At 46.5% G+C, this 26,106-nt stretch carries 28 protein-coding genes and 1 pseudogene; 10 read left to right on the forward strand and 19 right to left on the reverse strand.

Features of this window, described 5'->3' with window-relative positions; translation table 11 throughout:
* Positions 1-69: 69 nt before the first annotated feature.
* Complete coding sequence (lafA, locus tag IMQ48_RS00920) at positions 70-984, reverse strand: lateral flagellin LafA (protein WP_196207522.1); 915 nt, start codon at positions 982-984, stop codon at positions 70-72.
* A gap of 565 nt (positions 985-1,549) precedes the next feature.
* Here lafA and IMQ48_RS00925 point away from each other — a divergent pair.
* Together IMQ48_RS00925 and IMQ48_RS00930 are read left to right on the forward strand one after the other, a co-directional pair.
* Positions 1,550-2,503 (forward strand): transcriptional regulator, encoded by a 954-nt coding sequence (locus IMQ48_RS00925; protein ID WP_196207523.1) that lies wholly within the window; start codon positions 1,550-1,552, stop codon positions 2,501-2,503.
* On the forward strand, positions 2,481-2,960 hold the full coding sequence (locus IMQ48_RS00930) for a hypothetical protein (RefSeq protein WP_196207524.1): 480 nt from the start codon (positions 2,481-2,483) through the stop codon (positions 2,958-2,960). The genes IMQ48_RS00925 and IMQ48_RS00930 overlap by 23 nt, the downstream gene beginning before the upstream one ends.
* Here IMQ48_RS00930 and IMQ48_RS00935 read toward each other — a convergent pair.
* The 12 genes and pseudogenes from IMQ48_RS00935 to flgB all read right to left on the reverse strand — a co-directional run bounded on the left by IMQ48_RS00935 (position 2,957) and on the right by flgB (position 13,064).
* Entirely contained in the window at positions 2,957-3,958 is a 1,002-nt protein-coding gene (locus tag IMQ48_RS00935; protein ID WP_196207525.1) for a flagellar hook-associated protein, read from the reverse strand. The two genes, IMQ48_RS00930 and IMQ48_RS00935, sit on opposite strands and share 4 nt — an antisense overlap.
* Positions 3,959-3,983: 25 nt before the next feature.
* Positions 3,984-4,913, reverse strand: a complete 930-nt coding sequence (flgL, locus tag IMQ48_RS00940; protein ID WP_196207526.1) for a flagellar hook-associated protein FlgL — start codon at positions 4,911-4,913, stop codon at positions 3,984-3,986.
* 17 nt (positions 4,914-4,930) lie between these two features.
* A complete protein-coding gene (flgK, locus tag IMQ48_RS00945; protein ID WP_196207527.1) occupies positions 4,931-6,307 on the reverse strand; it encodes a flagellar hook-associated protein FlgK in 1,377 nt (458 codons plus the stop codon).
* Positions 6,308-6,407: 100 nt separating this feature from the next.
* Complete coding sequence (locus IMQ48_RS00950) at positions 6,408-6,716, reverse strand: rod-binding protein (protein WP_230326238.1); 309 nt, start codon at positions 6,714-6,716, stop codon at positions 6,408-6,410.
* Positions 6,716-7,837 (reverse strand): flagellar basal body P-ring protein FlgI, encoded by a 1,122-nt coding sequence (locus IMQ48_RS00955; protein ID WP_304520290.1) that lies wholly within the window; start codon positions 7,835-7,837, stop codon positions 6,716-6,718. Before IMQ48_RS00955 ends, IMQ48_RS00950 begins: the two co-directional genes overlap by 1 nt.
* A gap of 14 nt (positions 7,838-7,851) precedes the next feature.
* Positions 7,852-8,517 carry a flagellar basal body L-ring protein FlgH gene (flgH, locus tag IMQ48_RS00960; protein WP_196207528.1) on the reverse strand — a complete coding sequence of 222 codons (666 nt, stop codon included), beginning with the start codon at positions 8,515-8,517 and terminating at the stop codon, positions 7,852-7,854.
* Between the two features lie 57 nt (positions 8,518-8,574).
* Positions 8,575-9,360, reverse strand: a complete 786-nt coding sequence (gene flgG / locus IMQ48_RS00965) for a flagellar basal-body rod protein FlgG (protein ID WP_196207529.1) — start codon at positions 9,358-9,360, stop codon at positions 8,575-8,577.
* 30 nt (positions 9,361-9,390) lie between these two features.
* A complete protein-coding gene (locus tag IMQ48_RS00970; protein ID WP_196207530.1) occupies positions 9,391-10,128 on the reverse strand; it encodes a flagellar basal body rod protein FlgF in 738 nt (245 codons plus the stop codon).
* Between the two features lie 11 nt (positions 10,129-10,139).
* Entirely contained in the window at positions 10,140-11,372 is a 1,233-nt protein-coding gene (flgE, locus tag IMQ48_RS00975) for a flagellar hook protein FlgE (RefSeq protein ID WP_196207531.1), read from the reverse strand.
* Between the two features lie 26 nt (positions 11,373-11,398).
* The gene (locus IMQ48_RS00980) at positions 11,399-12,283 is read right to left on the reverse strand and encodes a flagellar hook capping FlgD N-terminal domain-containing protein (protein ID WP_196207532.1); all 885 of its coding nucleotides are present in this window, start codon (positions 12,281-12,283) and stop codon (positions 11,399-11,401) included.
* Positions 12,283-12,714, reverse strand: a pseudogene (gene flgC, locus IMQ48_RS00985) (flagellar basal body rod protein FlgC). Before flgC ends, IMQ48_RS00980 begins: the two are co-directional and overlap by 1 nt.
* A gap of 2 nt (positions 12,715-12,716) precedes the next feature.
* Positions 12,717-13,064, reverse strand: coding sequence for a flagellar basal body rod protein FlgB (gene flgB, locus IMQ48_RS00990; RefSeq protein ID WP_196207533.1), 348 nt, complete (start codon positions 13,062-13,064; stop codon positions 12,717-12,719).
* A 136-nt stretch (positions 13,065-13,200) separates the two neighbouring features.
* On the opposite strand from flgB, the gene flgA reads away from it, so the two are divergent.
* The 8 genes from flgA to IMQ48_RS23160 all read left to right on the forward strand — a co-directional run bounded on the left by flgA (position 13,201) and on the right by IMQ48_RS23160 (position 20,869).
* Positions 13,201-13,917, forward strand: coding sequence for a flagellar basal body P-ring formation chaperone FlgA (gene flgA / locus IMQ48_RS00995; RefSeq protein ID WP_370551822.1), 717 nt, complete (start codon positions 13,201-13,203; stop codon positions 13,915-13,917).
* Between the two features lie 96 nt (positions 13,918-14,013).
* The gene (flgM, locus tag IMQ48_RS01000) at positions 14,014-14,301 is read left to right on the forward strand and encodes a flagellar biosynthesis anti-sigma factor FlgM (RefSeq protein ID WP_196207535.1); all 288 of its coding nucleotides are present in this window, start codon (positions 14,014-14,016) and stop codon (positions 14,299-14,301) included.
* A 12-nt stretch (positions 14,302-14,313) separates the two neighbouring features.
* A complete protein-coding gene (gene flgN / locus IMQ48_RS01005; protein WP_196207536.1) occupies positions 14,314-14,742 on the forward strand; it encodes a flagellar protein FlgN in 429 nt (142 codons plus the stop codon).
* 145 nt (positions 14,743-14,887) lie between these two features.
* Positions 14,888-15,832, forward strand: coding sequence for a lysine-N-methylase (locus IMQ48_RS01010; protein ID WP_196207537.1), 945 nt, complete (start codon positions 14,888-14,890; stop codon positions 15,830-15,832).
* A gap of 56 nt (positions 15,833-15,888) precedes the next feature.
* Positions 15,889-18,450: a glycosyltransferase gene (locus IMQ48_RS01015; RefSeq protein WP_196207538.1), complete on the forward strand. Its 2,562-nt coding sequence runs from the start codon at positions 15,889-15,891 to the stop codon at positions 18,448-18,450.
* A gap of 337 nt (positions 18,451-18,787) precedes the next feature.
* Positions 18,788-19,687 carry a CDP-glycerol glycerophosphotransferase family protein gene (locus tag IMQ48_RS01020; protein ID WP_370551820.1) on the forward strand — a complete coding sequence of 300 codons (900 nt, stop codon included), beginning with the start codon at positions 18,788-18,790 and terminating at the stop codon, positions 19,685-19,687.
* A 20-nt stretch (positions 19,688-19,707) separates the two neighbouring features.
* Positions 19,708-20,430 (forward strand): hypothetical protein, encoded by a 723-nt coding sequence (locus IMQ48_RS23155; protein WP_370551821.1) that lies wholly within the window; start codon positions 19,708-19,710, stop codon positions 20,428-20,430.
* The gene (locus IMQ48_RS23160) at positions 20,339-20,869 is read left to right on the forward strand and encodes a polysialyltransferase family glycosyltransferase (RefSeq protein WP_370551823.1); all 531 of its coding nucleotides are present in this window, start codon (positions 20,339-20,341) and stop codon (positions 20,867-20,869) included. Before IMQ48_RS23155 ends, IMQ48_RS23160 begins: the two co-directional genes overlap by 92 nt.
* A gap of 104 nt (positions 20,870-20,973) precedes the next feature.
* On the opposite strand, the gene IMQ48_RS01030 is transcribed toward IMQ48_RS23160, so the two are convergent.
* From IMQ48_RS01030 to fliH, 6 genes are all read right to left on the reverse strand, one after another.
* Positions 20,974-22,029, reverse strand: coding sequence for a class I SAM-dependent methyltransferase (locus tag IMQ48_RS01030; protein ID WP_196207539.1), 1,056 nt, complete (start codon positions 22,027-22,029; stop codon positions 20,974-20,976).
* Between the two features lie 434 nt (positions 22,030-22,463).
* Positions 22,464-22,856, reverse strand: coding sequence for an adenylyltransferase/cytidyltransferase family protein (locus IMQ48_RS01035; RefSeq protein WP_196207540.1), 393 nt, complete (start codon positions 22,854-22,856; stop codon positions 22,464-22,466).
* Positions 22,857-22,891: 35 nt separating this feature from the next.
* The gene (locus IMQ48_RS01040; RefSeq protein WP_196207541.1) at positions 22,892-23,572 is read right to left on the reverse strand and encodes a class I SAM-dependent methyltransferase; all 681 of its coding nucleotides are present in this window, start codon (positions 23,570-23,572) and stop codon (positions 22,892-22,894) included.
* Between the two features lie 49 nt (positions 23,573-23,621).
* A complete protein-coding gene (fliJ, locus tag IMQ48_RS01045; RefSeq protein ID WP_196207542.1) occupies positions 23,622-24,059 on the reverse strand; it encodes a flagellar export protein FliJ in 438 nt (145 codons plus the stop codon).
* A gap of 2 nt (positions 24,060-24,061) precedes the next feature.
* A complete protein-coding gene (gene fliI / locus IMQ48_RS01050; protein ID WP_196207543.1) occupies positions 24,062-25,402 on the reverse strand; it encodes a flagellar protein export ATPase FliI in 1,341 nt (446 codons plus the stop codon).
* Positions 25,395-26,105 carry a flagellar assembly protein FliH gene (gene fliH / locus IMQ48_RS01055; RefSeq protein WP_196207544.1) on the reverse strand — a complete coding sequence of 237 codons (711 nt, stop codon included), beginning with the start codon at positions 26,103-26,105 and terminating at the stop codon, positions 25,395-25,397. Before fliH ends, fliI begins: the two co-directional genes overlap by 8 nt.
* Position 26,106: the final 1 nt, after the last annotated feature.

The raw sequence follows: 26,106 nt of genomic DNA on the forward strand, positions 1-26,106 counted from the left end.
CTGGGGCTGAAAGCACAACACCGCCAGTCGGCGGTGTTGTGAATGGCGTCATTTCACCACTAAACTGAATTACTGCAGCAGGCTGGAAACCATGCTGGACATGCTGTTGGACTGCTTCAGCATGGTGATACCGGTTTGCATCAGCACCTGTTGCTGGGTCATGTTGGACGCTTCCGTCGCGTAGTCGGTATCCATAATGTTACCGATCGCCACTTCAGTGTTGTCCTGCATGCTGGTCAGGTTAGCTGCGGTATCATTCAGACGGTTGATAGATGCACCCAGTTTGGACTGGATCTTAGACACGTCATCCATTGCAGTTGAAATGCTTGAGATCATTTTGTTTGCTGAACCTGACACAGTCAGTTCGGTACCGCCTGAAACACCCGCAGTTCCGCTAGTATCAGCCTGGTCTGCCCGGAAGGACGTACTGATACCTGACAGATGAACAGTCAATGTATCCAGTTGGCTAGAAATATTCACTGTCATGGTGTCGGACTCTTCAGCCCCGACCTGGAAGGTAACAGAATGCTGGAACAGACCGTCAGTTTTTGTATTGCTGGTACTAGAAACACCGAACAGATTGGTGCCGCCGTAGGTGGTGTTCTGCAGCATGTCAGACATCTGCTGACCCAGTTCGTCATACTCATCCTGCATTGACTGCAGATCTTCGTCGCTATACGTTCCGTTCGCTGCCTGGGTAGACAGGTCTTTCATGCGGCCCAGTACGTCGGTCATTTCATCAAACATGCTGTCTGCAGTCTGCAGCATTGCAGTTGCGTCCTGAATGTTGCTCAACGCAACGCCCATACCGCTGGACTGCGCAGTCAGGCGATTAGCAATCTGTTTGCCCGCGGCATCATCTGCAGAAGAGTTAATGCGGTTACCTGTCGCCAGACGTTCCATAGAGGTAGACAGAGATGCGCTGCTTTTATTAATGGCATTCACCGATGCCATTGAGGCGGTATTAGTATTAATCGATAACATGGTACAGCTCCTTGGTAAAAATCGTTTTCGTTTCGATACTCTGTAAAAACGACCAACCATCTGCAAAACTTAAAGCACGGTAAAAATTTTTTTCTCGGTATCAACATCTGTTCATCTGGCTTGATGAAGAACCTGCTCCATTGAAATTTAGCTTTTCATGCCATTCCTTATACATCAACCCATTACTACAGGAAGAACGCAATCAACATTAATTAAAAAATTATTAGAAATACCTAATCAAAGATAAATTAACTACAAATCAAAATAGCTAACATCATGAAAAAAATGAGATTAAACTCACCAGTGTTTTAATAAACCCAAACTTACAGGCCATTGATTTACATTTAGTTGCAAATACGACCAACTTTTGTATTGTGCGTTTCAGGCTCTTTCGTTACATTTCTAGTCCAATTTAGGACCGCTCAAAAAAAAACCAACACCAATGATGCTGGCATTTTTATCCGAACAGCCAGAAAGACATCTCCGTTTTTCATAATTCTAATACTTTGATTTTTAACAGTATGACGCAAGGGATATTAAAGATCTTTCACGGGCAGATAACACTATGAGTATTGTAGTCAACCACTGGCGGATGGATTCTTCGCTTAATGCATTAATCCATTGTGAGACAGGTGAAACGCGTCGTTTGGGCGAATACCATTTTATTCTGTTAGAAACATTAGCTAAAAATGCCGATACTGTTTTATCACGTTCATTTTTAATGACTGAGGTTTGGAAGAATCGCATCGTTGGTGGAAATAGCCTCCCAACAGCCATTCATGCGTTACGCGTCGCTATCGATGATGATGGCAAGCAGCAAGAAATTATCAAAACGATCCCTAAAAAAGGGTATTTGTTTAATAAAAATTACCTAACCGAAATCATTGACCTTAATATTAATGTGGTCGAAATCCCCAGCCATGATGAAGCGCTAGTTAATCCAGAAGATGAAGCGACTGACGACATAATCAGCATTAATAAAACAAACGATAAAAACATACAAAATCAGTCCATTACTGGAATGATTGAAGAAAAAAACAACAAGGTAGTGGGTAGCAAACAGCATACTTACCGGGCCGCTTTGATTACGCTGTCGGTTGTCGTGACTACTCTCTTTCTGCTGGCTATGATCTTTTATTTCAAAGTACCTTCCATGACCAAAACGGAAGAAACCCCTCAATTAGTAAAAGAGAGTCTTGAAAACGCCAATCGCATTACGGTTTTCCATCTTTACGATGCCGGTGAAAATAATAAAAAATCATCGCCAATCTCACAACATATCCTTCCCGGAGTACAGCAAGTTAATCAACTGTTGCAGACGTACGATGCCACAATGACGATGTATTACAGGGTCTCACTGAACAAATTTTCGCTGGATATGGTATTAAGCAATCAATGTAATGACCAGTGGCAGTTGGCCCTGAGTTTCGACGACTGGCTAAATAAAGATAATGAGATGAATGGAATTTTAATTAAAGAAGTGGAGAAAATGTTAAATGAAATACCAAAATGCAAATAGTTATTTTTTCTCCGCACTGTCTGTCTTGACGTTATTTTCCAGTTTCGTGGCGCACGCCCATATTGAAAACACGGTGATTTCTAGCTACAACCTTACCACGGGTAAAAATGTCCACTATGAACTGTTGGTCAGCCCACGAAATCAAAACACCACAGTTACTCTTGTTCCTCTTGAGCAAAATAACAAAGCGGCTTCAATTTTTAAGATTTCAGCGTGTATTAATCGTTATACGGGTTCATCTAAACAGGGTGAGTTTCATTTTAGTGCGGCAAAAGCTGCTCAAAATGACCCTCGCTTATCAAACTTTGGTACCTTTGTGACTGAGCATAATTTGCACACCTGGTGGATTCATTTAAATGCAAAACAGAATTTGCTTTTTACTCAGGATGTTGGAGGTCTGTTAGTCACAGACCCCTCTACATTTTTATTCTCAACAAAACCCTGTCAGACCAATTAACGTAATAAACTGCGAACGGTCTGACTGGACAGTCGGGCCTGGCCATTAACCGCTTGCGCTAACACCTGATAATTATGGTTAGCGTGATTTAATACCCCACCGAGTGACTCTGATGCTTTTACCGCACTTTCCGCCTGCGGAAAACGCGCCATACCGTCAATCAACTGTCGGGCCTTTTCCTGCTGGGCGGCCATTTGAGCACGCTGGTCGCCAATAAAATCCAGCGCCTGTTGTAACCCATCTTGCGAACGGGAGTTGCTCTGCAATACGCTTTGCTGCAATTCGTCCGTTCGGCAAGGATCGGCAAATGTCTTCAACACAGTGAACGCCGATGATTTCGCGTCCACATCACGCATACTCAACGTTTGCTCGACCTGCGGCCACTGTTTTTCCGTGGTAGAGAAGGCCAGCGCCCCCTGTTGTTCATGGATCTGCACGCCAACACGCCGCAGTGCATGGCTCATTATCATCTGGTACTGGCCAGGTTCAGAATTCTCATCTACCACAACAGCCGAGTGCTGAGTCTGCCGACCATCAGAAACACTAAACATTCGCGAGCCCATCGCACTTTTTTGTAGCATCTGAGCCAGGTCCGGCGAGTGAAATGTCACTCTCGCCTCTCCCTGTAGCATTGGGCGTAACTGCCTGTCGACTGCACCACCTGATAATGACGCTCTCTTTTCCAGCCATTGGGAAAGTTCAGCGCCCTTCTGCTGCTGCGCCTGTCCGCCCCGACGAGAAGCATGGCGGTAATCCAGTAAATGCTGCTCCAGTTGTCCCAGGTAGTGATCGGCCTGTTGCAGCGTGGTGAGCTGGTCGTTGAGCTGAACGCTGTAACGCTGAGGCCGGGTTGTAATGAGTGGGGAGGCCGGGTAATCACTCGCCGTGGCGGGTAACTTTTGACGGACAGGGGCATTCTGCGCAACCGCATGGGGCTGCACAGAAGGATTAAGTGCTCCGCTACCGGAGAGTGACGTTGTATTTAAACCGACCTGCATACTATTCCTGGGCTGCTGCTTACTGTTAAATCACACTGAAAAGGTTCAACTCACTCACTTTCGAGTAGGTTTTTAAGGTGGCTTCCATCGCCATTTCCAGACCAGTGAAGGTAATGGAGGCGGGACCGTAATCCAGATCGCTTAATTGGCCAATGAGCTGATCGTTAGAAGTGGAGATATCCGTCTGGGCACCGCTTAGCATGCTCATCGTATTCTGTGTTTCACCGATGGTGGCAATAGAGGCATTGAGCGCGTCAGACGAATCATCCACCGTATTGATGGCATTCTGAATGTCACTTTGCACCTGCGGATCTGAAGGGTCAACCGACGGGTCCTGGAGCTCTTTCGACAGCGACGTCAGGGTGTTCAATACATCCAGGCTGTCGCCGAAGAAATCGCTGACCGCAACGTTAGTGTCGACCTCAACGCCGTTAGATACCGTTGTTTGGCGATGATCGCTATTTCCCTGATAGGTATAGCTGTCAGTCACGCCATCTCCATCATCATCAACCGCGACAATCGGCGGCTGATCGTTGATCGTCCCACCAAACACATAGTGGCCGTCTTCGTCCTGGTAATTTAGCGCCGCCACCATAGCTTCAGTCATTGACTGAATATCCTGCCCCAGGCTGGATAACGACTCGGCAGTATTGGTACCGTTTGCCGCTTCCAGCAGATCGTCACGAATCGCTAACAGATCGTTATTAACACCATCAAGAATTGATTCCTGCTGGCTCATGCCCGCCGACGCGGAATCAATATTACTTTGATACTGGTCAAGGGCCGATTGCTGGCGATTAAGCTGGGTGATACGCGTTGCAGAGATCGGATCGTCTGACGGTAACAGAATACTTTTCCCTGTCGCCATCTGCGTGACGACATGGGACAGATCGCTGGAGAGGTTGTTAAAACTCTGCGTCATAGACACATAGGATTGTTGGGTAGATACGCGCAAAATAATAGCCCTCCAGGTTAGCTACACATTTCCAGCACAGAATCGAAAATATCCGCGCCCGTTGAGATGACTTTCAGGTTAGCCTCATAAATCTGCTGATAGGTAATGAGGTTTACCGCTTCTTCGTCCATACTGACGCCACTGACGCTACTTTGCTGGTTCTGTGCTTCGGAGTAGACGTTCGCCGCCGCTTCAGCTTCCGTCTGGTTTTGCTGGCTGTAGATACCAATGTTACTGATGATCGACGAGCAGGCTTCGCCCACGGTTACGCTGCCGAGACCGTCTATGTCCAACGGTTCGGTAGAGATGTTGATCAGCGCCTGCAGGTTATCGCTGTTGCCGCTTTCGTCAGGTGAACTGGAAAAAGCCAGTTCATCGGCGGTAATATCAGGGTTAACTTCCAGCGGTCCATCTGATGAGTTTTCATCATAAATAAACAGCGGTTCACCGGGATTACCGTTCAGATCATAACCCTGCGCCAGTTGAGTGTTCACCGCATCGGCAAATTGCTCTGCCATACTATTAATGGTGCCGGTCAGCGGTGTCAGCACCTCATTTTGGTAATCAAACAACGCGCCCATAGAACCACCTGTATCGGTGTCCATTGACGATGTTGTCCCCGCGAACGTCAGCGACATGCTCTGTGTGCCGTCGGCGTTGGTATCCAGCTCAATGGTGGAACTCTCCTGTCCGCTGACCAACGGCTGACCGTTTTGCAGCGTAACATCGTAGTTGCCCTCATCATCAATATTGACCTGGACATCCATGATGCCACTGAGCTGCTCAACCATTTGGTCGCGGGCATCGTACAGCGCAGACGCATTATCACCGTTGGCTTCCGCTTCAGTGATCTGCTGGTTGTAGCTGGCAATACCGCTGGTAAGCGTATTCACCTGCGCAACCATCGCCTGCTCCTGGCTAACGATTTCACTACTTTGCGAATCGATGTAATCCAGGGTGTTATCCACGCGCAGCGCCAGCGCGCCTGATTCACTGATCACCTGCTCACGCAAAGCAGAATCATCCGGGCTGGTCGTCGCCGCGTTCAGTGCGGAAAAAAAGTTATCAAAGCCCCCGCTAAGGCTACTGTTATCATCGCTAAGTACAGTTTCCAACTGGGTTAAATACTCCTGTTGGGTATTGTAATAACCGTAATCACTGGCGGCATACCAGACTTGATTAACCTGATACTGGTTTGAAACACGGCGAATGCTGTCTACTTGTACCCCATTCCCGGCACTGTTTGACGACCCCGAACTGGCACCAATAGTACTGGTCACAGCAACCTGTCTGGTGTAACCATCCGTCATGGCGTTTGCGGTATTCTGCGCGGTAACGTTAAGCTCCACCTGCGCCGTAGATGCGCCGCTGTAGCCAATATTAATCATATCCATCAAAGAGTCCTTGCCGGGTAATCATCCGGTCTGTCGTTAACAACCTTGCCGTTAAAGAGCGGCGAAAGTGGTTCAATTCTTAAGTCGCCGCCGGTGTTCATCATTTGTTATGCGGAGAAAGTTGCTTAACGAGCATGGCTGCAATCCCAATACCGTGATGCTGGGCCAGGCTGTTGCACAGCTGGTCATCATAAAAACCCTGCATCATCCGTACTGAATCGCTGTTAAACGGGTTATCTTTGGAATCAAAGATCTCATTGGTTTTACGCATCTCTTTCATCATGTTGCGTAAGAAAATCGCCTCAAACTGCTGAGCCGCTTTCTGTAAATCGTTATCTTTGATTTTGGGTCCCATTAACGCATCGCTACCGTCAACGCCCCCGCTATGCCTCACCTTGATATCAGACATTAAATCACCTCCAGGTCAGCATCCAGCGCACCGGCTTCATGCAGGGCCTGCAAAATAGACATAATGTCGTCCGGCGTCGCACCCAAGCTATTGAGGGCATTAACCAGCGTTTTCAGGCTGCTGGACTCCGGCAGGCTAATCATGCCCGGACGCGCGTGGTTAACCGAAATATTGCTCTGCGGTGTAACTGCAGTACGACCACCCGCAAAAGCGTTTGGCTGGCTAACATTACTGCTTTCATTGATAGATACCGTCAGGCTGCCATGAGAAACGGCCGCCGCATGCAGCGCAATGCCTTCGCCCATCACCACCGTGCCGGTACGTGAGTTAAACACCACACGAGCACGTACTTTTTCAGCCTGCACCTGCACGTCATCCAGTTGCGACATAAAGGCGACGCGTGCGCCTGGGCTGGTCGGTGCACGAACGCTGACGTTGGTTGAGCTTTGTGCTGTAGCAATGCCGCCAAACGCAGCATTGATCGCTCCCGCTATATTATTAGCGTCTTTAAAGGAGGGACGTTTCAGATTGAGCGTGATGGTATCGCCCATCTGGAAATCGCTGGGGATTTCACGTTCCACCGACGCGCCATTCGGTATCAGACCGGCCGTCGGCGTATTCACGGTCACGCTGGAACCACTGGCGCCGGTCGCATTCATCCCGCCAACCACCACGCTTCCCTGCGCCAGCGCATAAACCTCACCATCAGCGCCATGCAGTTGGGTTAACAGCAAGGTACCGCCGCGCAGGCTTTTGGCATCGCCAATCGAAGAGACCGTGACATCAATGGTCTGCCCACGTGAGTACATGGGTGGTAACGATGCACTGACTGCCACCGCCGCGACGTTTTTCACCTTTGGATCGATTTTACTCGGCAACTGCACACCAAACTGACGCAGCATGTTAGTAATAGTCTGGTTGGTAAACTTCACCTGGTTTTTATCACCCGTACCGTCCAGACCAACGACCAGACTATAACCGACGAGTTGGTTTTCCCTGACGCCCTGAACATTGACCAGAGACTCCAGAGATTGTGCCTGCGTCGTACCGGGCAGAATCAGGCTCAGGGCGATAACGAAGCCGTTTAACGCCTTCATCCAGCGCCCGCTTAAGTGTTGCATAGTAAAATCCTGCATTAGATCGGGAACAGTGGATGGTTAAACAGACGCGTCAGCCAACCCGCCGCATTGGCGTCGCTCAACGCGCCGCGTCCTGCATAGGAGATGCGCGCATCCGCAATTCGTTGTGATGAAACCGAGTTATCATTCTGAATATCATCAGCTCGCACCAGGCCACTCAGGCGAATGTACTCATCCCCCTGGTTGAGGGTGAGCCATTTTTCACCGCGAATTTCCAGAATGCCGTTCGGCTGAACGGAGTGTACCGACACCGTAATTTCACCGCGCAAACTGTTCTGCTGCTGCGACGTCGCCGTACCGTTGAAATCACGATTGGCGTCGACCGAGGCAGACAGATTATCTTTGGTATGACCAAAAATAGTCGGCGCGCCAATATCAACGGTATTGTTCTTCCCAAAGTTGGTTTTCGCCTGTTTGCTCGACTGGGTCGATTCTTCCAACATAACGGTCAGAATGTCCCCAACCCGATAGGCGCGTCGGTCAGCCGTCAGCGACCACTTGTAGCCTGTTTCAAACACACCACCCGCACGGCCATCCGCCGTTGGTTGCGCCTCCGTTTTGGGGGGCGCAAAGAATTCGTCATTTTTTTTGACCAGAATAGCCTGAGATTCGCACCCACTTAACAGGGGGAGCAGCACCATCAGCCAGAGATAATTTTTCACGTTCTGCCTATTTCTGCCGGATAGCGCCAGGCTTATCCGGCATTTCACGTTCTTGCTTTACAGCGTCTGACTAATAAACTGCAGCATATCGTCTGCCGCAGAGACCATTTTTGCGTTCATCTCATAGGCGCGTTGCACGGTAATCATCGCCACCATTTCGTTAACGATATCTACGTTCGAACCTTCCAGCGCGCTGTCCTGTAACGTTCCCAGACCATCTTCTCCTGGGATACCCTCCGTCGGTTGACCGCTAGCTGCCGTTTCCACATACAGGTTGTCACCTTCGGCTGAAAGCCCGGCCGGATTGGCAAAATTCACCAACGTCAGCTGCCCCAGTTCGGTTGGATCGCTGTCGCCGGGAAGAATCGCCGTGACGGTGCCATCTTCGCCAAATGCCACGTTAGTCGCCCCGGACGGCACATCAATTTCCGGTTGCAGGGGCAAGCCTTCGGCGTTAGTTAGCACTCCGTCAGCGTTGATCTGCATGTTGCCGTCACGGGTATAGGCGATATCCCCGTTGGCCTTTTGCACCTGCCAGAAACCCTGTCCCATGATGGCGACATTCATCGCATTGTCGGTCGTTTCCACATTCCCTTCAGTGAAGGTTTTCTGTGTTCCGACAATACGGACACCACTACCGAACTGCATACCCGTCGGCATGATGTTGTTTTGATCGAGCATCGCACCCGGTGCTTCCTGGGTCTGATAAAACAGATCCTGGAACATGACGCGGTCGCGCTTAAAGCCTGTGGTATTGACGTTTGCGATGTTGTTGGCAATCGCACTCATCTCAGCATCCTGAGCTGACAGGCCGGTTTTACTGATCCATAACGCTGCGTTCATAAAACTTTATTCCTGATTAAAGACAGCGACTCAGGAGCCGCGTAACAGCCGGTTACCTGAGTCGCTGAGATCTTCGGCGGTTTTCATCATCTTGATTTGCGCTTCAAACTGGCGGTTCATCGCAATGGAAGACATCATTTCGCTCACTGCGGATACGTTACTGCTTTCCAGAAAGCCGCCGCTCACTTTGATGTTTTCATCACGCTGCGCTGGCACGCCGTCTGCGGTTACCAGCATACCTTCGCCATTTTTCGCCAGATTTCCGACCGGGATATCCACCAGTTTGAGACGGTCAATATCCATTGTGGCGGTTACATCACCATCATCTGGCGTGACTGAAAGCGTGCCGTCGCTACCAAAAGAGGCAATCGAATTTGGCGGCAAAATGATGGGACCGTTATCGCCGAGGACAATATTGCCGTCGATCGTCAGTTGCCCCTGATCGTCCTGCTGAATATTGCCGTTGCGGGTATACACCTCATTTCCGGCTTTATCCTGTACAGCGATGTAACCAGTGCCTTGAATGGAAACATCTAACGGACGTTCAGTTTTTTCCGCCACGCCCGTGCTGTCATTCACGCCGCTGGGACTTTCCTTCGCCATATAACGTGTATCAAATCCACCGCCCTTCACTTTGTCATTACTCGCCATCGCCATGTCTGCACGAAAACCATTGGTATTAACATTAGCAAGGTTATTGGCACTAATTTGCTGTTCCAGCAGCGTCTGGGTAGCCCCGCTCAGTGCGGTATATATCAAGCGATCCATTTATTCATGCCTTACATCGCCTGGAAGAGAGCCTGATCCAGCTGCGTACTGGTCGAGATCACTTTCGTGTTTGCCTGGTAATTACGCTGGGCCGTCATCAGATTGACCAGTTCGTTGGTGATATCCACGTTGGAACTTTCAAGCATGCCGGAGGACAGCGTGCCGCAAGTCCCAGAACCAGGGACGCCAATCAACGGCGTGCCGGATTCACCCGTTTGCACCCAAGCGGTACCGCTCACCGCTTCCAGACCGTTCTCGTCCGGGAACGTCGCCAGCACAACCTGACCTTGCAGCATGCGTTCGCCGTTGCTGTAGGTGGCGTAAACTTTACCGTCGTCATCAACCTGTACGCCGTTCTGTGTTGCAGAGGCATAGCCGGTTGCGGAGTTAGTCGTTACCGAAAAATCAGAGCCGTATTGAGTACAGTCTGAGTAATCGATGGTCATAGAAATGTCTGCAGCTTCCCCAGTACTAAACGTGATAGTTTCCGGTGCGATAGGGTCTGTCAGCTTGCCAGTTGTCGGGTCAAAGATCAGCGTTTGCGTCGGGGCGGAGCCCTGCGCTTCACCATCGAAGGTATAATTCACTTCCCAGGTGCTATCCGCCGTCTTGGTAAAATACTGGCTGACCGAGTGCTCATTACCCAACGAGTCATACACGGTGGTGGTGTAGCTGTCGGTATAGGTATCACTGTTGTTCGGGTCAAAGGCGACCCCAGCAACTGGAGGTTCCGCAGTAGGATCACCTTTACGATCAATAATTTCATCGCTGGCATCAAAGTTGGCCGTGAAGGTCATGCTGTCCGTGGCCTGTGCAGGAATGTTACCGGTCTTAATCTGGATGTCGGTTACTGTACCGGTTTGCAGCGTGCCGCTGTCATCAACCGGATAGCCCTGCAGATAATCACCTGTCGCATTGACGATATAACCGTTTTTATCGGTCACGAAGGAACCGGCGCGGGTATAGGAGATGTTCCCGGCGCTGTCGCACATCACGAAAAAGCCATCATCGTTGATGGCGAGGTCTAACGCATTGCCGGTAGAAACCATGGATCCACCGGTGGAGATACTTTGCGCTGAACCCGCCACGCTCACACCCATCGCCTGAGTCCCGGCGTACATGGCAGAGAACTGGGTGGTCATCGATTTGTAACCCACCGTACCGGAGTTAGCGATGTTGTTACTGATCCCATCCAACTGTTCGTTAACGGCGTTCAACCCCGTCGCTGCAATTTCATAACTCATTGTTTATTCCTGTAATTTAAACGAAATCAGATCACGCTATCGCTGTCAGAATTATCACTGCCGCCGTCAGTATCGGGTGGCGTGGTGTCATCAGTACCGCCGCTGCCATCAGTGCTATCGGGTATGCCGAACTGAGTTATCATGGTGAAAGGCACTTCCCCAACGCCGTCCACGTTGAGAACCGGTGTGCTGCCATCAAGCGGAATACGTACGTCTTCAACCTCACCGGTAACTTCAATGGGTATTTCTTCTTCCCCGGTATTAGTCACCACTGACACGTTGTAATCCCCCGCCGGAATACCGTAATCAGCAGGGTTTATATCGAAATCAACCTGTCCTGGCCCGACGGAGGTTTCCCCTTCCGGGATCAGTGATACGGTGTAGTCATCACCGGCTTCATCAGTGAAATGCAGATCAACGTCCGTACAACTGTCATCCAGCGTGACGCGGCCCTGAATTTCTTTGCTGTTATCGGCAATATCCAGCGTGGTGGTTTGCACCATAATGTCGTCACCCACCAGATTCCCCAGTGCCATCACCTGAATGTTGCTCATCAGCACGGCATTGGTGTTTGCCTGAACACTCATTTCCTCCATCATCGCGACCTGCGCCATTGAAGAAAGCTGGTCGATGTAGGCCGTTGGGTCGGTAGGATCGGTAGGATCCTGGTTTTCGATTTCCGCCACGAACAGCGTCAGAAAAGTTTCCACCCCAGAGGTTTCTGTAGATACTGTCGTTGTTGGGGTGTTGGTCGTGTCGCTGGTATCCGTTGTTCCTGAAGTTGTAGAGGAACTGCTGTCCCCCAAATTTGTGCTTTGCGTCGCGGTGGCCACATTATTTTCTGCGACCGCCGTCTTCTCCTGAGAAGAAGCCAGAGCCTGAGATTGGGCATACAGAGCCAGGGTGTTCATTACACTTCTCCCAGTTTGAGTAAACTTTGCTGCATACTTTTGACGTTATTCAGTACATCTACGTTGGTTTCAAAATCTCGTGACGCAGACATCATGTCGGCCATTTGTTCGACCACGTTGACATCCGGATACCAGACATAGCCATCTCTATCCGCCATCGGATGATGAGGTTCATAGCGCTTCACCGCCCCACCGCTTTGCATCACGTCTTGCACCTAAACGCTGGCACCATCAATAGCATGATGGTTATGCCCTCCCATCAGGCTGTTGTTGTAAACAGCAGCAAAGACGGGGCTTCTCGCTTTGTAAGCCTGCGCCTCGCTGCTGGCAGGAGATTCTGCATTCGCCATGTTACTGGCGACGGTATTCAGGCGAATGGTTTGCGCCGTCATCGCTGAACCGGAAATCTGATAAATATCAGTAAACGACATGGTTATTTTCCTTCAATGGCCTCGTTGATACCGCTAAGTTGCAGATTCAAAAAGGTCAAACTACTTTGATAATCCATACTATTTTGTGAAAACCGGGCCTGCTCGGTATTCAGCTCTACGGTATTGCCGTCCTCTGAAGGTTGCATCGGCACGCGGTATTTCACGTCAACCTGTGGTTGCACATTAGTCCGACTTGCCCGTTGCATCTCAGCGGCAAAATCAATATCTTTAGCTTTGAAATTTGGTGTATCGACGTTTGCCAGATTCGCAGTCAGTAGCTCGGTCCTCTCAAGACGTAACTTCACTGCCTGCGGATGTACACCCAATGCCTGCTGAAAACTGATTCCCATTTCTTGCATCACTCCTGGATCAATATTGTTTATTTAAGCAATATACATGCCAACTTTTAAGTGACTGATGAGAAATGATTTTATGAAAGTACCGAATAACAGAAGGAAGCCATTTTTCCCCTTTGCCGCGGAAATCATGCTGGCTTTATGCTTTGTCTTACCCGTTCATGCCACCGTCCATCCCGTTCAACACAGCGCCCGGGAACAGATCAATGCTCAGGTACTCAATGCCGCAAGCCATGAAATTGAGGCCCTGGCGCAGAAACAGCAATGGCATGATTACCGTTACAGCTTCACTATCTATATCCCCTCAGCAGTGAGCACCCATATGCCTTGCGCTTCTTCTCCCCAGATAACGTCTGCCTCATCCCCAGAAATGGCTTTATCACGAATGAATTTCATCGTGAACTGTCCTGGTAGCGCAGGCTGGCAGGTTAACGTCGCGGTACGCCCCGACGTGTCGGTGCCGGTGGTGATGCCAAAGTCGTTGATTGCCCGGGATACGGTGATTACAGCCGACGACCTGCAGCTCAAAAAATTCAATATCAGCGGCCAGCGAGAAGGGTTGATGATGAATATGGATGAGGCAATTGGCCTCACCAGCAAGCGCGCCCTGCAGCCAGGCAAACCGCTTACGCGTTCCGAGCTGGTCCAGCCCGTGCTGGTCAAACGCGACCAACCCGTGGTGATCGTGTCTCATATGGCGGGGATCACCGCCTCAATGCCAGGCACGGCTTTGAAGAATGGTCGCAAAGGAGATGTGATAAAAATCCGTAACACCAGTAGCCAGCGGATAATTAGCGGCGTGGTTGAGGAGACGGGTATCGTCGCAACGCTCACAGCGGAACAGTAAGGTGATTTTTTGTGATGTGACTAAAGTTTTCTCCAACTGCGGTCGCTTTTAGCTGACAACAGCAAAACAACCCAACGGAATATACACGAGGTTGATATGAAGATTACACCAACCCTACCGGGTAACCGCCCAACATCGGCGACCGGAACAGAACGTTCAGACAAAAGCACCGCACAAACCAGTGCGACCAGCTCTACGACGCTATCCGCCGATGACATTACGCAGGCTGGATTACAGACAGCTCAGCAAACGCTGAACAGCGATACGCAAAGCGACGTTGATTACGACAAAGTGGCGCAAATGCAGGCCATGCTGGCATCTGGCAACATGCAGGTTGATACCGATCAGCTGGCTGGCGATATGCTCAGCTTTTTCCAGAAATAAGAGGCCAGAAAAGTGAGCACCAGGCTACAGCAGGTAAAAACCCTGCTTCAGGGCATTCGTGAAGACGAAACATTATATGACACGCTTCGAACCCAGCTTGAGCAGCAGCGTTTGTGTATGATCCGTCGCGCCAGCGAAGAGTTGTTGGCGGTAAATGACTGTATTCAAGAACATTATGAGCGTTTGAAAAACAGCAGCCAGCAGCGTCGTTCGATCCTGCAGTTATTAGGCGTTAGCGTCAATCGCGCGGGTCTTGAGCAGGTGTTTAGCTGGTTACCCACACCGCAGAAAATCGCAGCGCAGGTCTGGTGGCAAAACCTTGAACAAAAAGCAGAACGTTGCAAAGCCTATAACGAAAAGAATGGCGAACTGCTGATCCGGCAATATGAATTTATTCAGTCATTTTTAGGGACTGAGCCAGATTTTATCTACCACCGCTAAAATTTCCTTCCCTGACGCGGAAACCGGCTTTCCGCGACTCACCTAACTAATTGATATAAATATAATTAAAATTCAGGCATGGATATTGCATTACTAAAAAATAGTATAGCCAGATTTTGAATATTGGGATTGCTGAGAACAAATTATGAGTATGATTGATTGCTATGAACCTGACTTTGTCCGGTCGTTTTTATCCCACCATCCGGATTCCGCTTTACTGGTCAAAATACGCTGGAAAACGGAAGTTCGTCAGAGTCTGGCCTTAATCGATCCTGCCAGCTGTCAGGCTGCATTAGGCGATCCGAATGCCTTTGTCTTGCATACGTCAAAATGTGCGACCAATCCAGACTGCCGGGCGCTATCCCCACGCGATCAGGTATTAAATCAGTCAGCTCTGAATACCATCACTCTTCCAGGATTATCGCCGGAGCTGCGCCTGTATGCGCTGGGCATTATGCTGTCTTTTTCCGAGAAATGTCCCGGCGATAGCGAATCTACGCTGGAAAAATTGGCGTCGTTACCGCAGATTCTGGCGGATCATGCGCAAAGCGGAAAATTGCAGGATCAGTTCGCGCAACTGCCCAGCCTGCCCCAACTTCAACGTGAATTAATTACCCGCATGGGGAGTTGTGAATTTAACTGGGATCTACTACCGGAAAGTACGCGTAAGCTGACATTGCCTCTGCAGGTGAGCCTGCTGATGCTGCAGGATGCTAACAGTGAGGCTTTACTCCAGCAGCAGTTACAGGAGCAATGGCTTAAAACCCATGAGCAGTATTTCGCACAGGAAGCGTGGATCTTCAGTAACTATCTGATTTACCGCCTGTATCATGATACTTTCCCACAACATGACAGCGAAGCCGTTATTCAGCGTTATTTCGACCTCACCACCGATTTCTTTATGATTCGGACCTTGCTTTGCCTTTGGACAATGGATGACTCCACGCTGAGTCATGACGACATTTATGCTCTTTTTGCCTTGTTTGAAGACTGGCGAAGCAGCAGCGATGCTATTTCTCTGCGACAACACATTCTGAGTATGTTGCCGGGAGACCCCCTGCTCTCCGCATTTTCACTGCTCACACGTTAGCGCCTGTTGACCGGGCGAATGCCCGGTCCTTTTTCAAACTGCGAACACAACTCACCATGTCTGAATCCTCTAAAGCACGCCCTGTCATGTCTGGCATTGTTAAAACACTGGATACTGGCCGCAAAAAACCCTTTGTCAGCGTCGTCACCCCAACGTGGAACCGCGCAGCTTTCTTACCTTATTTGCTCTATATGTTCCGTTACCAGGATTACCCTGCCGACCGCCGGGAGTTGGTGATCCTCGATGATTCCCCGCAAAGCCACCAGTCGATCATCGATAAGTTGACCCAGAATCACCCTGAGAAATTCAATATCCGCTATATCTATCATCCAGAAAAACTCGATCTGGGTAAAAAGCGTAATATGCTCAACGCGTTGGCACAGGGCGAGTATATCGTTTGCATGGATGATGATGACTACTATCCAGCAGATAAAATCTCTTACACCATCGAGATGATGCAGCGCCATCGGGCATTAATTTCAGGTTCCGATCAGATCCCAATCTGGTACAGCCATATTAATCGCATCTTTAAAAGCCGTAGTTTTGGACCACAAAATATCCTTAATGGTACATTTTGCTACCACCGCAATTATTTAAAAAAGCACCGTTACAATGATGAATGTAATTTAGGTGAAGAAGAAGGTTTCACCAATAATTTCACCGTCAATCCTCTGCAATTGCCGGGTGAACGCACTATTATTTGCATCTCACACAGCCACAATACATTTGATAAAGATTTTGTACTGGGGGCAAGTGAACCACTGGATACGACCCTGGCCCAGTCTATCGCGGATCCTATGCTGAAAAACTGGTATCAAAGTCTTCATAATGCGACCCATAATCAACCGATCCGCTGGGATAACATTGATCAAGTCGTGATCGTGAATATGAATTCACGCCCAGATCGTTTGACGCTCATTCAGCAAGAGCTCGTGCAGCTCAATATTCCTGCAGAAAAAATAACCCGTCTGGCAGCATGTGAAGCTAAAAATGGACAAACGGGTCGACGCCAGTCCCACCTTCAGGCACTCAAACTGGCTGAACAACAGCGCTGGAAGAACTATCTGTTGCTGGAAGATGATAGCATTATCCTTAAACAGGAAAAGCATATACATGTACTGAATTCTCTACTCAATATTCTGCCAACTTTCCCATGGGAAGTGATCATCTTCGGTGGGGAAATCAAACGAGGGAATGAACTAAAAAGCCTTAACGGCATAATCCATGCGCGCGATTGCAATAAAGTCTGTGCCTATCTGGTAAACAGCCATTACTACCCTACGCTGGCTCACCAGATGGAAAGCGATCTATCACATACGCTTGAAAAACAATGGCAACGCTTACTGCATAAAGGTAAATGGCTCGCCTGCTATCCAAGCATTTGCTATCAACGCGCAGGTTATAGCGATATCGAGAAAAAAGAAACTGATCATATTGGCTATTACTTCAATAAAATAAATAAATCGCCAGAACCTCAGAAAGAAGCAACCTCCAGCCAAATACGACCGGCTTATACAAGTCACAATACGATTGGCTTCTATATGGAAACGTCTCTGCATTATGCCGTTTATCAGCCCATCATTACTGCGCTACAAGCTATGGGTCATTCTTGCTCACTGTTAGTGAGTGATAGAACCCATAAATCATTTTTAGATGAAATGTTAGCAACGATCAAAACCATTAATGATCCTGCACTGGGAGGTATGCCTCTTTCAGAGGTAATTGAACAACGCCTGCGCTACAAATGCCTTGTTAGCCCTTATTACACACCATTACTCTCCGGTCTTTCTGATCTTCACGTCCGCGCCATGTATGGGTTGGCAAAAGAAGAGTGGAATCATGCCTGGTGGAATGCTTTTTATCATCGCATTCTTTGCTACAGCCACTACAGTCAGCAGGCGCTTGATATTGGTGGAAGTGCAAAAGTGGTTGGCAATCCCCGTTTTGATGCCTGGCACAACGGCCACTATGATACCACGCTTCCTGCCAGCCTAAAGCTGGATGCTAAAAAACAGACGATCCTGTATGCCCCAACTTATGGTGCGCTAAGTTCACTCCCACACTGGGCGGAAAAGCTAGGCCGACTCAGTAATGAGTATAATATTGTCACCAAACTACACCACGGAACCCAATACAGACCAGAAGAAGCGTCATCTCTCGCATTGGCACACCGACATTTAAAGAAAAGGATCGATTGCCCTCAACATCTCCTGGCGCTTATCGCACACGTTGATTACATTCTGACAGATAGCAGCGGGTTTATTTTTGATGCTATTCATATGAATAAGCGCGTCATTTTACTGAGCTGGTCAGGTATGACTTCACTACTGGATGGCCAGCAAAGTTTCTCCACCCCCGATAGTGCAGATCAGCGTATCCGCGAGTTCCTGCCTGTTGCAAACGATATTCAGACATTACGCACCTCGTTATCTGGTGATTTTGACTGGGCTACATCGAAAATACCGCTAGATGAAATTCGCCACCACTATTGTGATGCGTTTATGGATGGCCGGGCGGGAGAACGAGCCGCTAAAGAGATCGATAGCCTGTTAAATCCTCCACTTCCGTTAGATATGAATACGTTACTGCAAAGTCTGCAGAAAAAACTGTTTAGTTGATAATCAATAAAAAATGAACCCATGGGAATTTAAGCATGACGATGAATAGCTACCCAGTTATAGACAGTCAACTTTGTCAGGTACTATCACAAGTTTCACGCAAAAAGAAAAAGAACAAAAAACGTATTCTTTTTTTTGATCGTGATGCTTTTTCTGATAATACGAAATACCTATATCTACATATGGTAAAAAATCAGCAGATAGAATGCATTTGGTGCACATGGAATGAGTCTGTCTATGACATGTTAATACAGCATAACCTTCCAGTGCATTTAATAGGGAAAATAATGATGCAACTATCAATTTATTTCTGGAAGCAAAAATAGCTATTTTTTGTGTGAACCCACATCATAGCTTACACCGTAATTGGTCATATTTCGCCAGTCTTGAAGGTGCCAAGCACATTCAACTTTGGCATGGTATCTCTGTAAAAAACTTATTATTACAGCTTACCCCTTATTTCAGCATGAGCGATCCAGGTTTTGGCACATCTTTGGCCTGGGCTTCTCGTGCGGACTATGTGTTAAGTACAGCAGAGATACTAAATGATTATTGGCAGGATGTCTTTGGCTGTCACAACATTATAAATACCTCTTATCCACGTAATGAAGTATTGCTACGTAATGTCACGCCACTGGAACTTTTGGGTTCAAAACTCGATACCAGAACCATGAAAGGAATCGCCAGTAAAAGGAAAAAGATTTTTATTGCCCCTACATGGCAACGTTTCGACAACACCGAAGTTTTAAGCAAAGAAATGCTCACACAGATCCTTCTGTACACGAGCAAAAACAACATAGATGTGTTTATAAAAACCCACCCATACCGCGCAGTCAATTTTGATAGTAATGCTTTGAATATTAATAACTTTTACTTTATCGATGCCGATACTGATGTCTATCCATTTTTAAATCGTTTTGATGCATTGATCACAGACTACTCATCTATCATGTTTGATTTTCTGTTAACTAAAAAACCGATCTTAACACTGGATATTGCGCCAGGCGCACATGCTAATTTTGAACCAAACTATGAACTATTGCCAATAAATAATGAATTCCGTTATCCATTCACTACAGATAATATTACCAGCGTGTTATCTAAAGCATTATTTAAAGATGACAAAACAATGGACAGAGAGCTGGCTTCCTCAAGATTATTCCCTGGTGACAGTACTCATGCCTGCCGGCAAATGGAGACTTTAATCATAGATATTTTAAACGATACTGTATGTTAGAAAAAAACAGGATTAACGTTATGAATATTTTGAAAATCTATCTTTCATCAGGTTCAGTCCCTGTCATCCCTCAGATGTTAGACTTTGCTGAATGTGCATATGATACAAGCATTCTCAAAATAATATGTTGGTATAGAAATGAGCTGACGCCATTCCAGCTAAAAGGCACTAATGCTTATTACATCAAACAAAAATACGCTGTCACCCATAATTTCATCTCAAAAATCATCAACATAATTAAAAAATATCATCCTGACACGGTCGAAATTCACTCGAATATTGTATTTACCAATGTTGAACTTTACCCGATCATTGCATTTATATCTAACATATTGAAAAGAGAGCAAATACGAATACATTTGTATGACGATGGTATCAGAAGTATAGGTGAACGATATGAACTTGATAAAATACGCAGTGACATTTTCCCTGAAGTAAGTAACGCCCACATTAATTATTTAAAAACTATTCTGCAAGATGAAACCAACCCTTTCTCCGATTATCTTAGAGAATCTTGGCCATTGTTAATGAATTATCTATGGCATAATTTTTTTAATGTAACCTATCATTTAATGGATTGGGAATCATCACCCCACTCACCTTTTCAAAAACACATACAAAAAAAATACGGCAGTATTAAAAACTGCGAATATCAAAACTCTCAACCCCAGAAATCTAGCATTTTGTCTATCACTGTTAAACTTAACAAACACCACTATCAACGAAATAAAAAGAGAAATTAAGCAAGAAAATAGTTTATTGTATATGGGGGCGGGATATTTTAATCGTCAAAAAGATGATGCTATTACAGAAAAACAAGTCACAAAAATCCATAAGTTGAAAGCGGCAGGAATCATCAAATCAGATGACAAAATCATTTTCAAGGCGCATCCAATTAATCATGCTGATAATAGAGAAAAAATAATTTCAGCATTAGGTGAAGATAGTATATACACGTTACCTAATAATATACCATTTGAGATTCTACCCGTGATCGGTTTAGCCCCAACTGCCGTCATATGTAATTTCAGCACTATCTTATTCACTGTAGAACCACGACTTTTCAAACATATTATAGTAGATGCCGACACAAGAGATAAGGCGCTCAAAAATCCGATTATCTTGCGATTAATAAAATCTGGAGTGATTAGAAAAAGAGTCGTTAGTGGTTGGTTTGATTGATTGATTGATTGATTGATTGAAAACAAATAGCCACATTCATTCAAAACAGTTTAATTTAAAATTTAAACTGTTTTGATTATTTAAAAATAAATTGATATACAATGTTATCTATTGTTTTCAAAAACTAGAGTAGTAATCCTACTATCTCGACCTATATTCCACGGAGACCTATTATAGCGTTCATATTCTCGCTTTATTGATTTCATTAGCTTAAATCCTAACTCAGACATTAGCAATATATAATCCTCAGGATCTCGGTTATAAACAGGTGGATTCCCCCCTCTACGCCATCTTGTATCCATAAGTTCAGAAATAACTATCTTAGTTTTATTATTACAAACTTCTTTTAGAAAATCATAAATTACACTATCTGATATATGTAGCAAGACTGTATACAATAACACTGAAGTAGCTTTTGGATAACAACACCCTTTATCATGAATTCTAAAATAGTGTGTTGGCAGTACATTTCTGGCTTTTACTAGTGCGTTTGGATTAACATCAACCCCTATATATTTGTCTGCATCAAATAACTTTGCAATTCGCCCAATTCCACAACCAATTTCCAAAACGGGAAAAGATCCCTCAATAGCATCAAAGAGCATATCTTTTAAATAGTCCCCTTCAGGATATTCAAATTTTGTATTCGGAATTATATTTGACACACCTTCATCAATCCAAAATAGCTCTTCAGGCGTTCGCCACAAACAATTTATTTGACGATTAAACTTACCTTCATCTGTAATTTTTAAAACTTCATGAAATACACTTTCATTTCTTTTTTTTAATAATCTAGATGCTTGCCAATATTTAATAACCGGTGGGCTAAACTCGGTAGCACCATCAATTTGCAAATATTCTCTTGCCAGAAAAAACGTCTTCAATGGATGCAAGCAATTAATATCACACCAAGCTGATGATAAATGTTCCTGGTCCCAAGTAAAAGGATCTGAATGACACCTTAAAACCCATTGCTTAAGCAATTTACCAGCTAAGTCAGTCTTACCAAAATATAACGTTCCTGATGCAAACTGCCATCCTGAGTCAGGATTTTCAATATCCCACGTCCATTTATGAATAGCAAAGTCTGCATTAAGACTAGAAAATAATTCTGGTTTTCTTTCTAATGTCGCGTCAGCATCCAACCAAACAACTGGCACATCGGATTCTTGCCATATCTTGTATATATAGTCGGCTTTATAGGCACAATTATTCTCCCAGTCACCATTGCTTTCAATAGCAGAAATAACATAGTCAACGTTATACTTTATTAAACTTTTTTCTAATCTTTTAGCATACGATGTATAATACTCATCCGTGGTATGAAATGATATTACTTTGAATCTACCGCTACCATTCCCAGGTTTAATATCACCAACTATCGTTACAGGCTCTCTATCATTAATTGTATCCCGGCCAATAAATCCACATTCTTTTTTTTGTTATTATAATCACCTTGATTTACTATTTCAGGAAAAGAGAACTGTGATATGAAATTCAAGTCATTATGTGAGAAAATATTTTTAACGCGCATGCAAACCTCAAAGCAGTCATTAATATAGGTTATAAGATATATTCAAGGATTAAATTAAAATCACATCCCCTTTGCAACTTCAATAATAGAAGCTGTTGAAATAGATGGCGTTCTAGGCAAGTAGACCACATCGCAAGCACAAGAAAAACTATCGAATTTACCTTGCCAGTCATCCCCCATCACAAGTACATCAGCATGGTAACGATTTATATACTCTAATTTTCTATCTAGCGATTCTTCATAAAAAACGTCATACACACATTTTAACCCATGAATAATTCTAAACCTATCAGATTGTCCATAAATTGGATTTCTATTTTTCTTATAGACATTTAATTCGTCTGTAGAAACCCCAACAATCAAACGATCCCCTAGTCGACTTGCTTGTTCGAGAATATTTAAATGTCCAATATGGAAGACATCGAATGTACCAAAGGTGATAACTATTCTCATAGTTCAACTCTCTCAGCAAAAAGTAATATGCAGAACTAAATATTAGTAAACCTTTTCATACGATCATGATGAATTCGTTCTTTTTCCAGCATAGCCACTTTAACCAATATCTCATCAGGCGCAATTCTGATGTTCTGTTCCTTCACTACAAACCAAGTTGGATACTGACAATATTTTTGAGATTCAACATTTCTGGTAACTGTTAGTTGTAGTCCTGTTTTTTTAACAAAATCGTTTACAGCCCATACGACTAATGGCCAATCAGCGTGGTAATCATCACCAGCAAGAACCCCACCTACTTTTAATTTGCAAAACCAATCTGCAATTGTTTTCCCTCCCTCTTCCCCCGTATGAGCAAAACCATCTATATAAATAAAATCAAAGTACTCATCATCAAATACATCAAGTGCATCATCAAAAGACATTCTAAGTAGTTTGTAATTGTTTTCAAATCCAACGTACTTTATTGTTTCCTTATATTCCTTAGTGTCATGAATATCACCATATAAATCCACACCATAGTATGAAGAAAACTTCCCACTTTCCATCATTCTCTTTGAGAAGATACCTTTTGCCACACCCAACTCTATACCAATGCACGAGAGATCATCAGCCCCATTGACAATCTCATGTCTGTACATGTTATCAATATAGTTTACTGTGATTGCCGGAGTAAGTTTTTTACTTAATTCCGCTATCCAACTTTCATTAAACATTAATACCTCTTAAATATATCTACAAATCCCGATGTGCTTATTTATAGTGTTAGCTCAGCATCTTCTGTCTTAACCAGCACTGCGTGGCAATCTCATCCACCACTTTTTGTTCTTTAACAATCGCCTCATGATTTAATTCGTGGCGCTTATCATCCAGCGTCATGGCGACAATTTTCTCTTCACATGCCGCTGATACCAGGTTTTTCTGAATACGCTGCTCTTTGATTTTAGCCAGCGTTTTCTCTTGCTCCTGCCAGGCAATAACCGTGCGCAGCGTGCCCTTGTATCCGGTCACATTTTTGAGTGATTCAACGGAAGGCGCCTCAACGCCGGTGCCGGTTTTTTGAATAAGATAGCCGAGGGCTTTGATGTTATTTTCAAACCCCGTACAAACCTGCTGCTGTTTAGCAAGCTGCACCGTCATATCTTTTACCGATTTATCTCGCAGACGCTGCAATTGTGCGAGGGTATCAATAATCTGCCGCATCCTTATTTACCTTCAGTTTTCTTTGCCACTGGGAAAAGGGCTTTCAAGCGGCTTTGTAACAGTTCAAGGGAAGCGGGCTCGCTGACTTCCTGGCGCAGAAAACGCTCAATGGCGGGGAACACTTTGACGGCTTTGTCGACACTTGGGTCGGCACCAGCCACATAGCCACCTAACGGGATCAGAGGCTTTATTTCCATGTAGGCTGCATAGTTTTGCTTTAATAACCGGGCCGACTGCTGGTGCTCGTTGGGGATCACTTGATTCATACAGCGGCTGATCGACTGACCAATATCAATAGCCGGGTAATGCCCGGCTTCCGCCAATTTGCGGGTCAAAACAATATGTCCGTCCAGTACCGCACGGGCGCAGTCAACGATCGGATCCTGCTGATCGTCCCCTTCTGCCAGTACCGTATAGATGGCGGTCATCGAGCCAGTGCTTTCACTGTTACCTGCGCTTTCCACCAGCTTTGGGATCATACCAAATGCCGACGGCGGATAGCCTTTAGTCGCCGGAGGCTCGCCCAGAGAGAGGGCTATTTCACGCTGCGCCATGGCGTAACGGGTGAGTGAATCCACCAGCAGTAAAACATGATGACCACGGTCGCGGAACCAGGCAGCGATTGAGTGGCACAGCTCGGTGGCTTTTAAGCGCATAAGGGGGGATTCATCTGCTGGAGCGGCAACAACAATCGATTTTGCCAGCCCTTCCGCACCCAGCGAGTGATCGATAAACTCTTTGACTTCACGCCCGCGCTCGCCGATCAGCCCAACCACGACAATATCGGCCTTGGTCTGGCGGGTGATCATTCCTAGCAGCACGCTTTTCCCCACGCCGCTGCCGGCCATCAGCCCGACACGCTGACCTTTACCGATAGTCAATAAACCGTTGATCGCTTTCACGCCAACATCCAGCGGTTGATTGACCGACTGGCGGGTAAGCGGGTTGATTGACGGGGCTTGAGACGGCAGCACGTCATTGCCGGTCAGTCGTCCTTTGGCATCCAGTGGTTCGCCAAGGCCGTTGATCACCCGGCCAAGCCAGCTTTCGCCGATCAAGATATCCTGGGCTTTTTCTTCCGGAAAAACACGAGCCCCCGCCATCAACCCAACGGGATGTTTGAAAGGCATCAGGTAGGTAATGTCGCGATTAAACCCCACCGCCTGCGCATCGATTAACGTGTGGTTAGCGCTTTCGACACGGCATAGCTGGCCGGTCATTAGCGGACAGCCCACGCTCTCCAGCAAAATACCGTTCATTCGTACCAGCCGCCCGGCAACTCGGGCGAGCGGGATCGACTCAATGGAACGCAGCGCGTTGTCAAAGAATGAAAGGTCACTCACCCTGTGACTCCGGTAATAGTGTCTCTTTTAATGCAGACATGCATTGGTCAAGACGGTGTTCGCAACCGATATCCAGCTCTGACTTATCGGTAATGACCCGGCATTCGCCCGCCTGCAAATCAGCTGAGGGGGTCAGTCCCCATTCATTGACCTTTTCCGGGGCAGCATCTTTGATGCGGTTAAACTCTTCGTTACTCAGCAGAACCTGTAATGACTCGGGCATGGTCGGGAAAGCTGAGATCGCCTCTTCGACCAGTGAGAGCAGTTGGGTGGGCTGTAGCGCCAGCTCACAGCGAATCACCTGCCGGGTCACCTTTTCTACCAGCTGTAACAGGTCTTCCCGCTGTTTACGCTGAATGTGTGCCAAATAGTCATTCACTTTGCCAGAAATACCATCCAGCGGTTGTGCTGCTTGGGCAAACTGTTTACGTCCTTCCTGCTGCCCGGCAAGGCTACCTTCGGTATACCCTTGACGCGTACCTTCTTCCTGCCCTTTTTGATAGCCTTCCTGAAAGCCCTGCTCCTGTCCCTCAGCCATTCCTTGCTCAAAGCCTTTTTGCAGCCCTTCCTGGAAGCCATCCATTAACTGACGCTGATAGTCCGCCGGGGTAATACCTGGCGTGAGCTGTTCAGCCTGAAGATGACGCTGACGAGGAGGAAAGCGGTGCAGCCGGTAACGACCACGAATGGTTTCAATCGCCATG

The organism is Citrobacter sp. Res13-Sevr-PEB04-36 (assembly GCF_015672735.1).
In the GTDB taxonomy this organism is placed as follows: domain Bacteria; phylum Pseudomonadota; class Gammaproteobacteria; order Enterobacterales; family Enterobacteriaceae; genus Citrobacter.

Coding starts and splice junctions, on each gene's coding strand:
- IMQ48_RS00980 (WP_196207532.1), bottom strand. CDS start 12,283: ATGAACACCCTGGCTCTGTATGCCCAATCTCAGGCTCTGGCTTCTTCT.
- IMQ48_RS23155 (WP_370551821.1), top strand. CDS start 19,708: ATGAATATTTTGAAAATCTATCTTTCATCAGGTTCAGTCCCTGTCATC.
- flgB (WP_196207533.1), bottom strand. CDS start 13,064: ATGGGAATCAGTTTTCAGCAGGCATTGGGTGTACATCCGCAGGCAGTG.
- IMQ48_RS00955 (WP_304520290.1), bottom strand. CDS start 7,837: ATGCAACACTTAAGCGGGCGCTGGATGAAGGCGTTAAACGGCTTCGTT.
- IMQ48_RS00970 (WP_196207530.1), bottom strand. CDS start 10,128: ATGGATCGCTTGATATATACCGCACTGAGCGGGGCTACCCAGACGCTG.
- IMQ48_RS01010 (WP_196207537.1), top strand. CDS start 14,888: ATGAGTATGATTGATTGCTATGAACCTGACTTTGTCCGGTCGTTTTTA.
- IMQ48_RS00935 (WP_196207525.1), bottom strand. CDS start 3,958: ATGCAGGTCGGTTTAAATACAACGTCACTCTCCGGTAGCGGAGCACTT.
- fliH (WP_196207544.1), bottom strand. CDS start 26,105: ATGGCGATTGAAACCATTCGTGGTCGTTACCGGCTGCACCGCTTTCCT.
- IMQ48_RS01035 (WP_196207540.1), bottom strand. CDS start 22,856: ATGAGAATAGTTATCACCTTTGGTACATTCGATGTCTTCCATATTGGA.
- flgM (WP_196207535.1), top strand. CDS start 14,014: ATGAAGATTACACCAACCCTACCGGGTAACCGCCCAACATCGGCGACC.
- fliJ (WP_196207542.1), bottom strand. CDS start 24,059: ATGCGGCAGATTATTGATACCCTCGCACAATTGCAGCGTCTGCGAGAT.
- lafA (WP_196207522.1), bottom strand. CDS start 984: ATGTTATCGATTAATACTAATACCGCCTCAATGGCATCGGTGAATGCC.
- flgG (WP_196207529.1), bottom strand. CDS start 9,360: ATGAACGCAGCGTTATGGATCAGTAAAACCGGCCTGTCAGCTCAGGAT.
- IMQ48_RS01015 (WP_196207538.1), top strand. CDS start 15,889: ATGTCTGAATCCTCTAAAGCACGCCCTGTCATGTCTGGCATTGTTAAA.
- IMQ48_RS00930 (WP_196207524.1), top strand. CDS start 2,481: ATGAAATACCAAAATGCAAATAGTTATTTTTTCTCCGCACTGTCTGTC.
- flgK (WP_196207527.1), bottom strand. CDS start 6,307: ATGGATATGATTAATATTGGCTACAGCGGCGCATCTACGGCGCAGGTG.
- flgE (WP_196207531.1), bottom strand. CDS start 11,372: ATGAGTTATGAAATTGCAGCGACGGGGTTGAACGCCGTTAACGAACAG.
- flgA (WP_370551822.1), top strand. CDS start 13,201: ATGCTGGCTTTATGCTTTGTCTTACCCGTTCATGCCACCGTCCATCCC.
- IMQ48_RS00925 (WP_196207523.1), top strand. CDS start 1,550: ATGAGTATTGTAGTCAACCACTGGCGGATGGATTCTTCGCTTAATGCA.
- IMQ48_RS01040 (WP_196207541.1), bottom strand. CDS start 23,572: ATGTTTAATGAAAGTTGGATAGCGGAATTAAGTAAAAAACTTACTCCG.
- IMQ48_RS00950 (WP_230326238.1), bottom strand. CDS start 6,716: ATGTCTGATATCAAGGTGAGGCATAGCGGGGGCGTTGACGGTAGCGAT.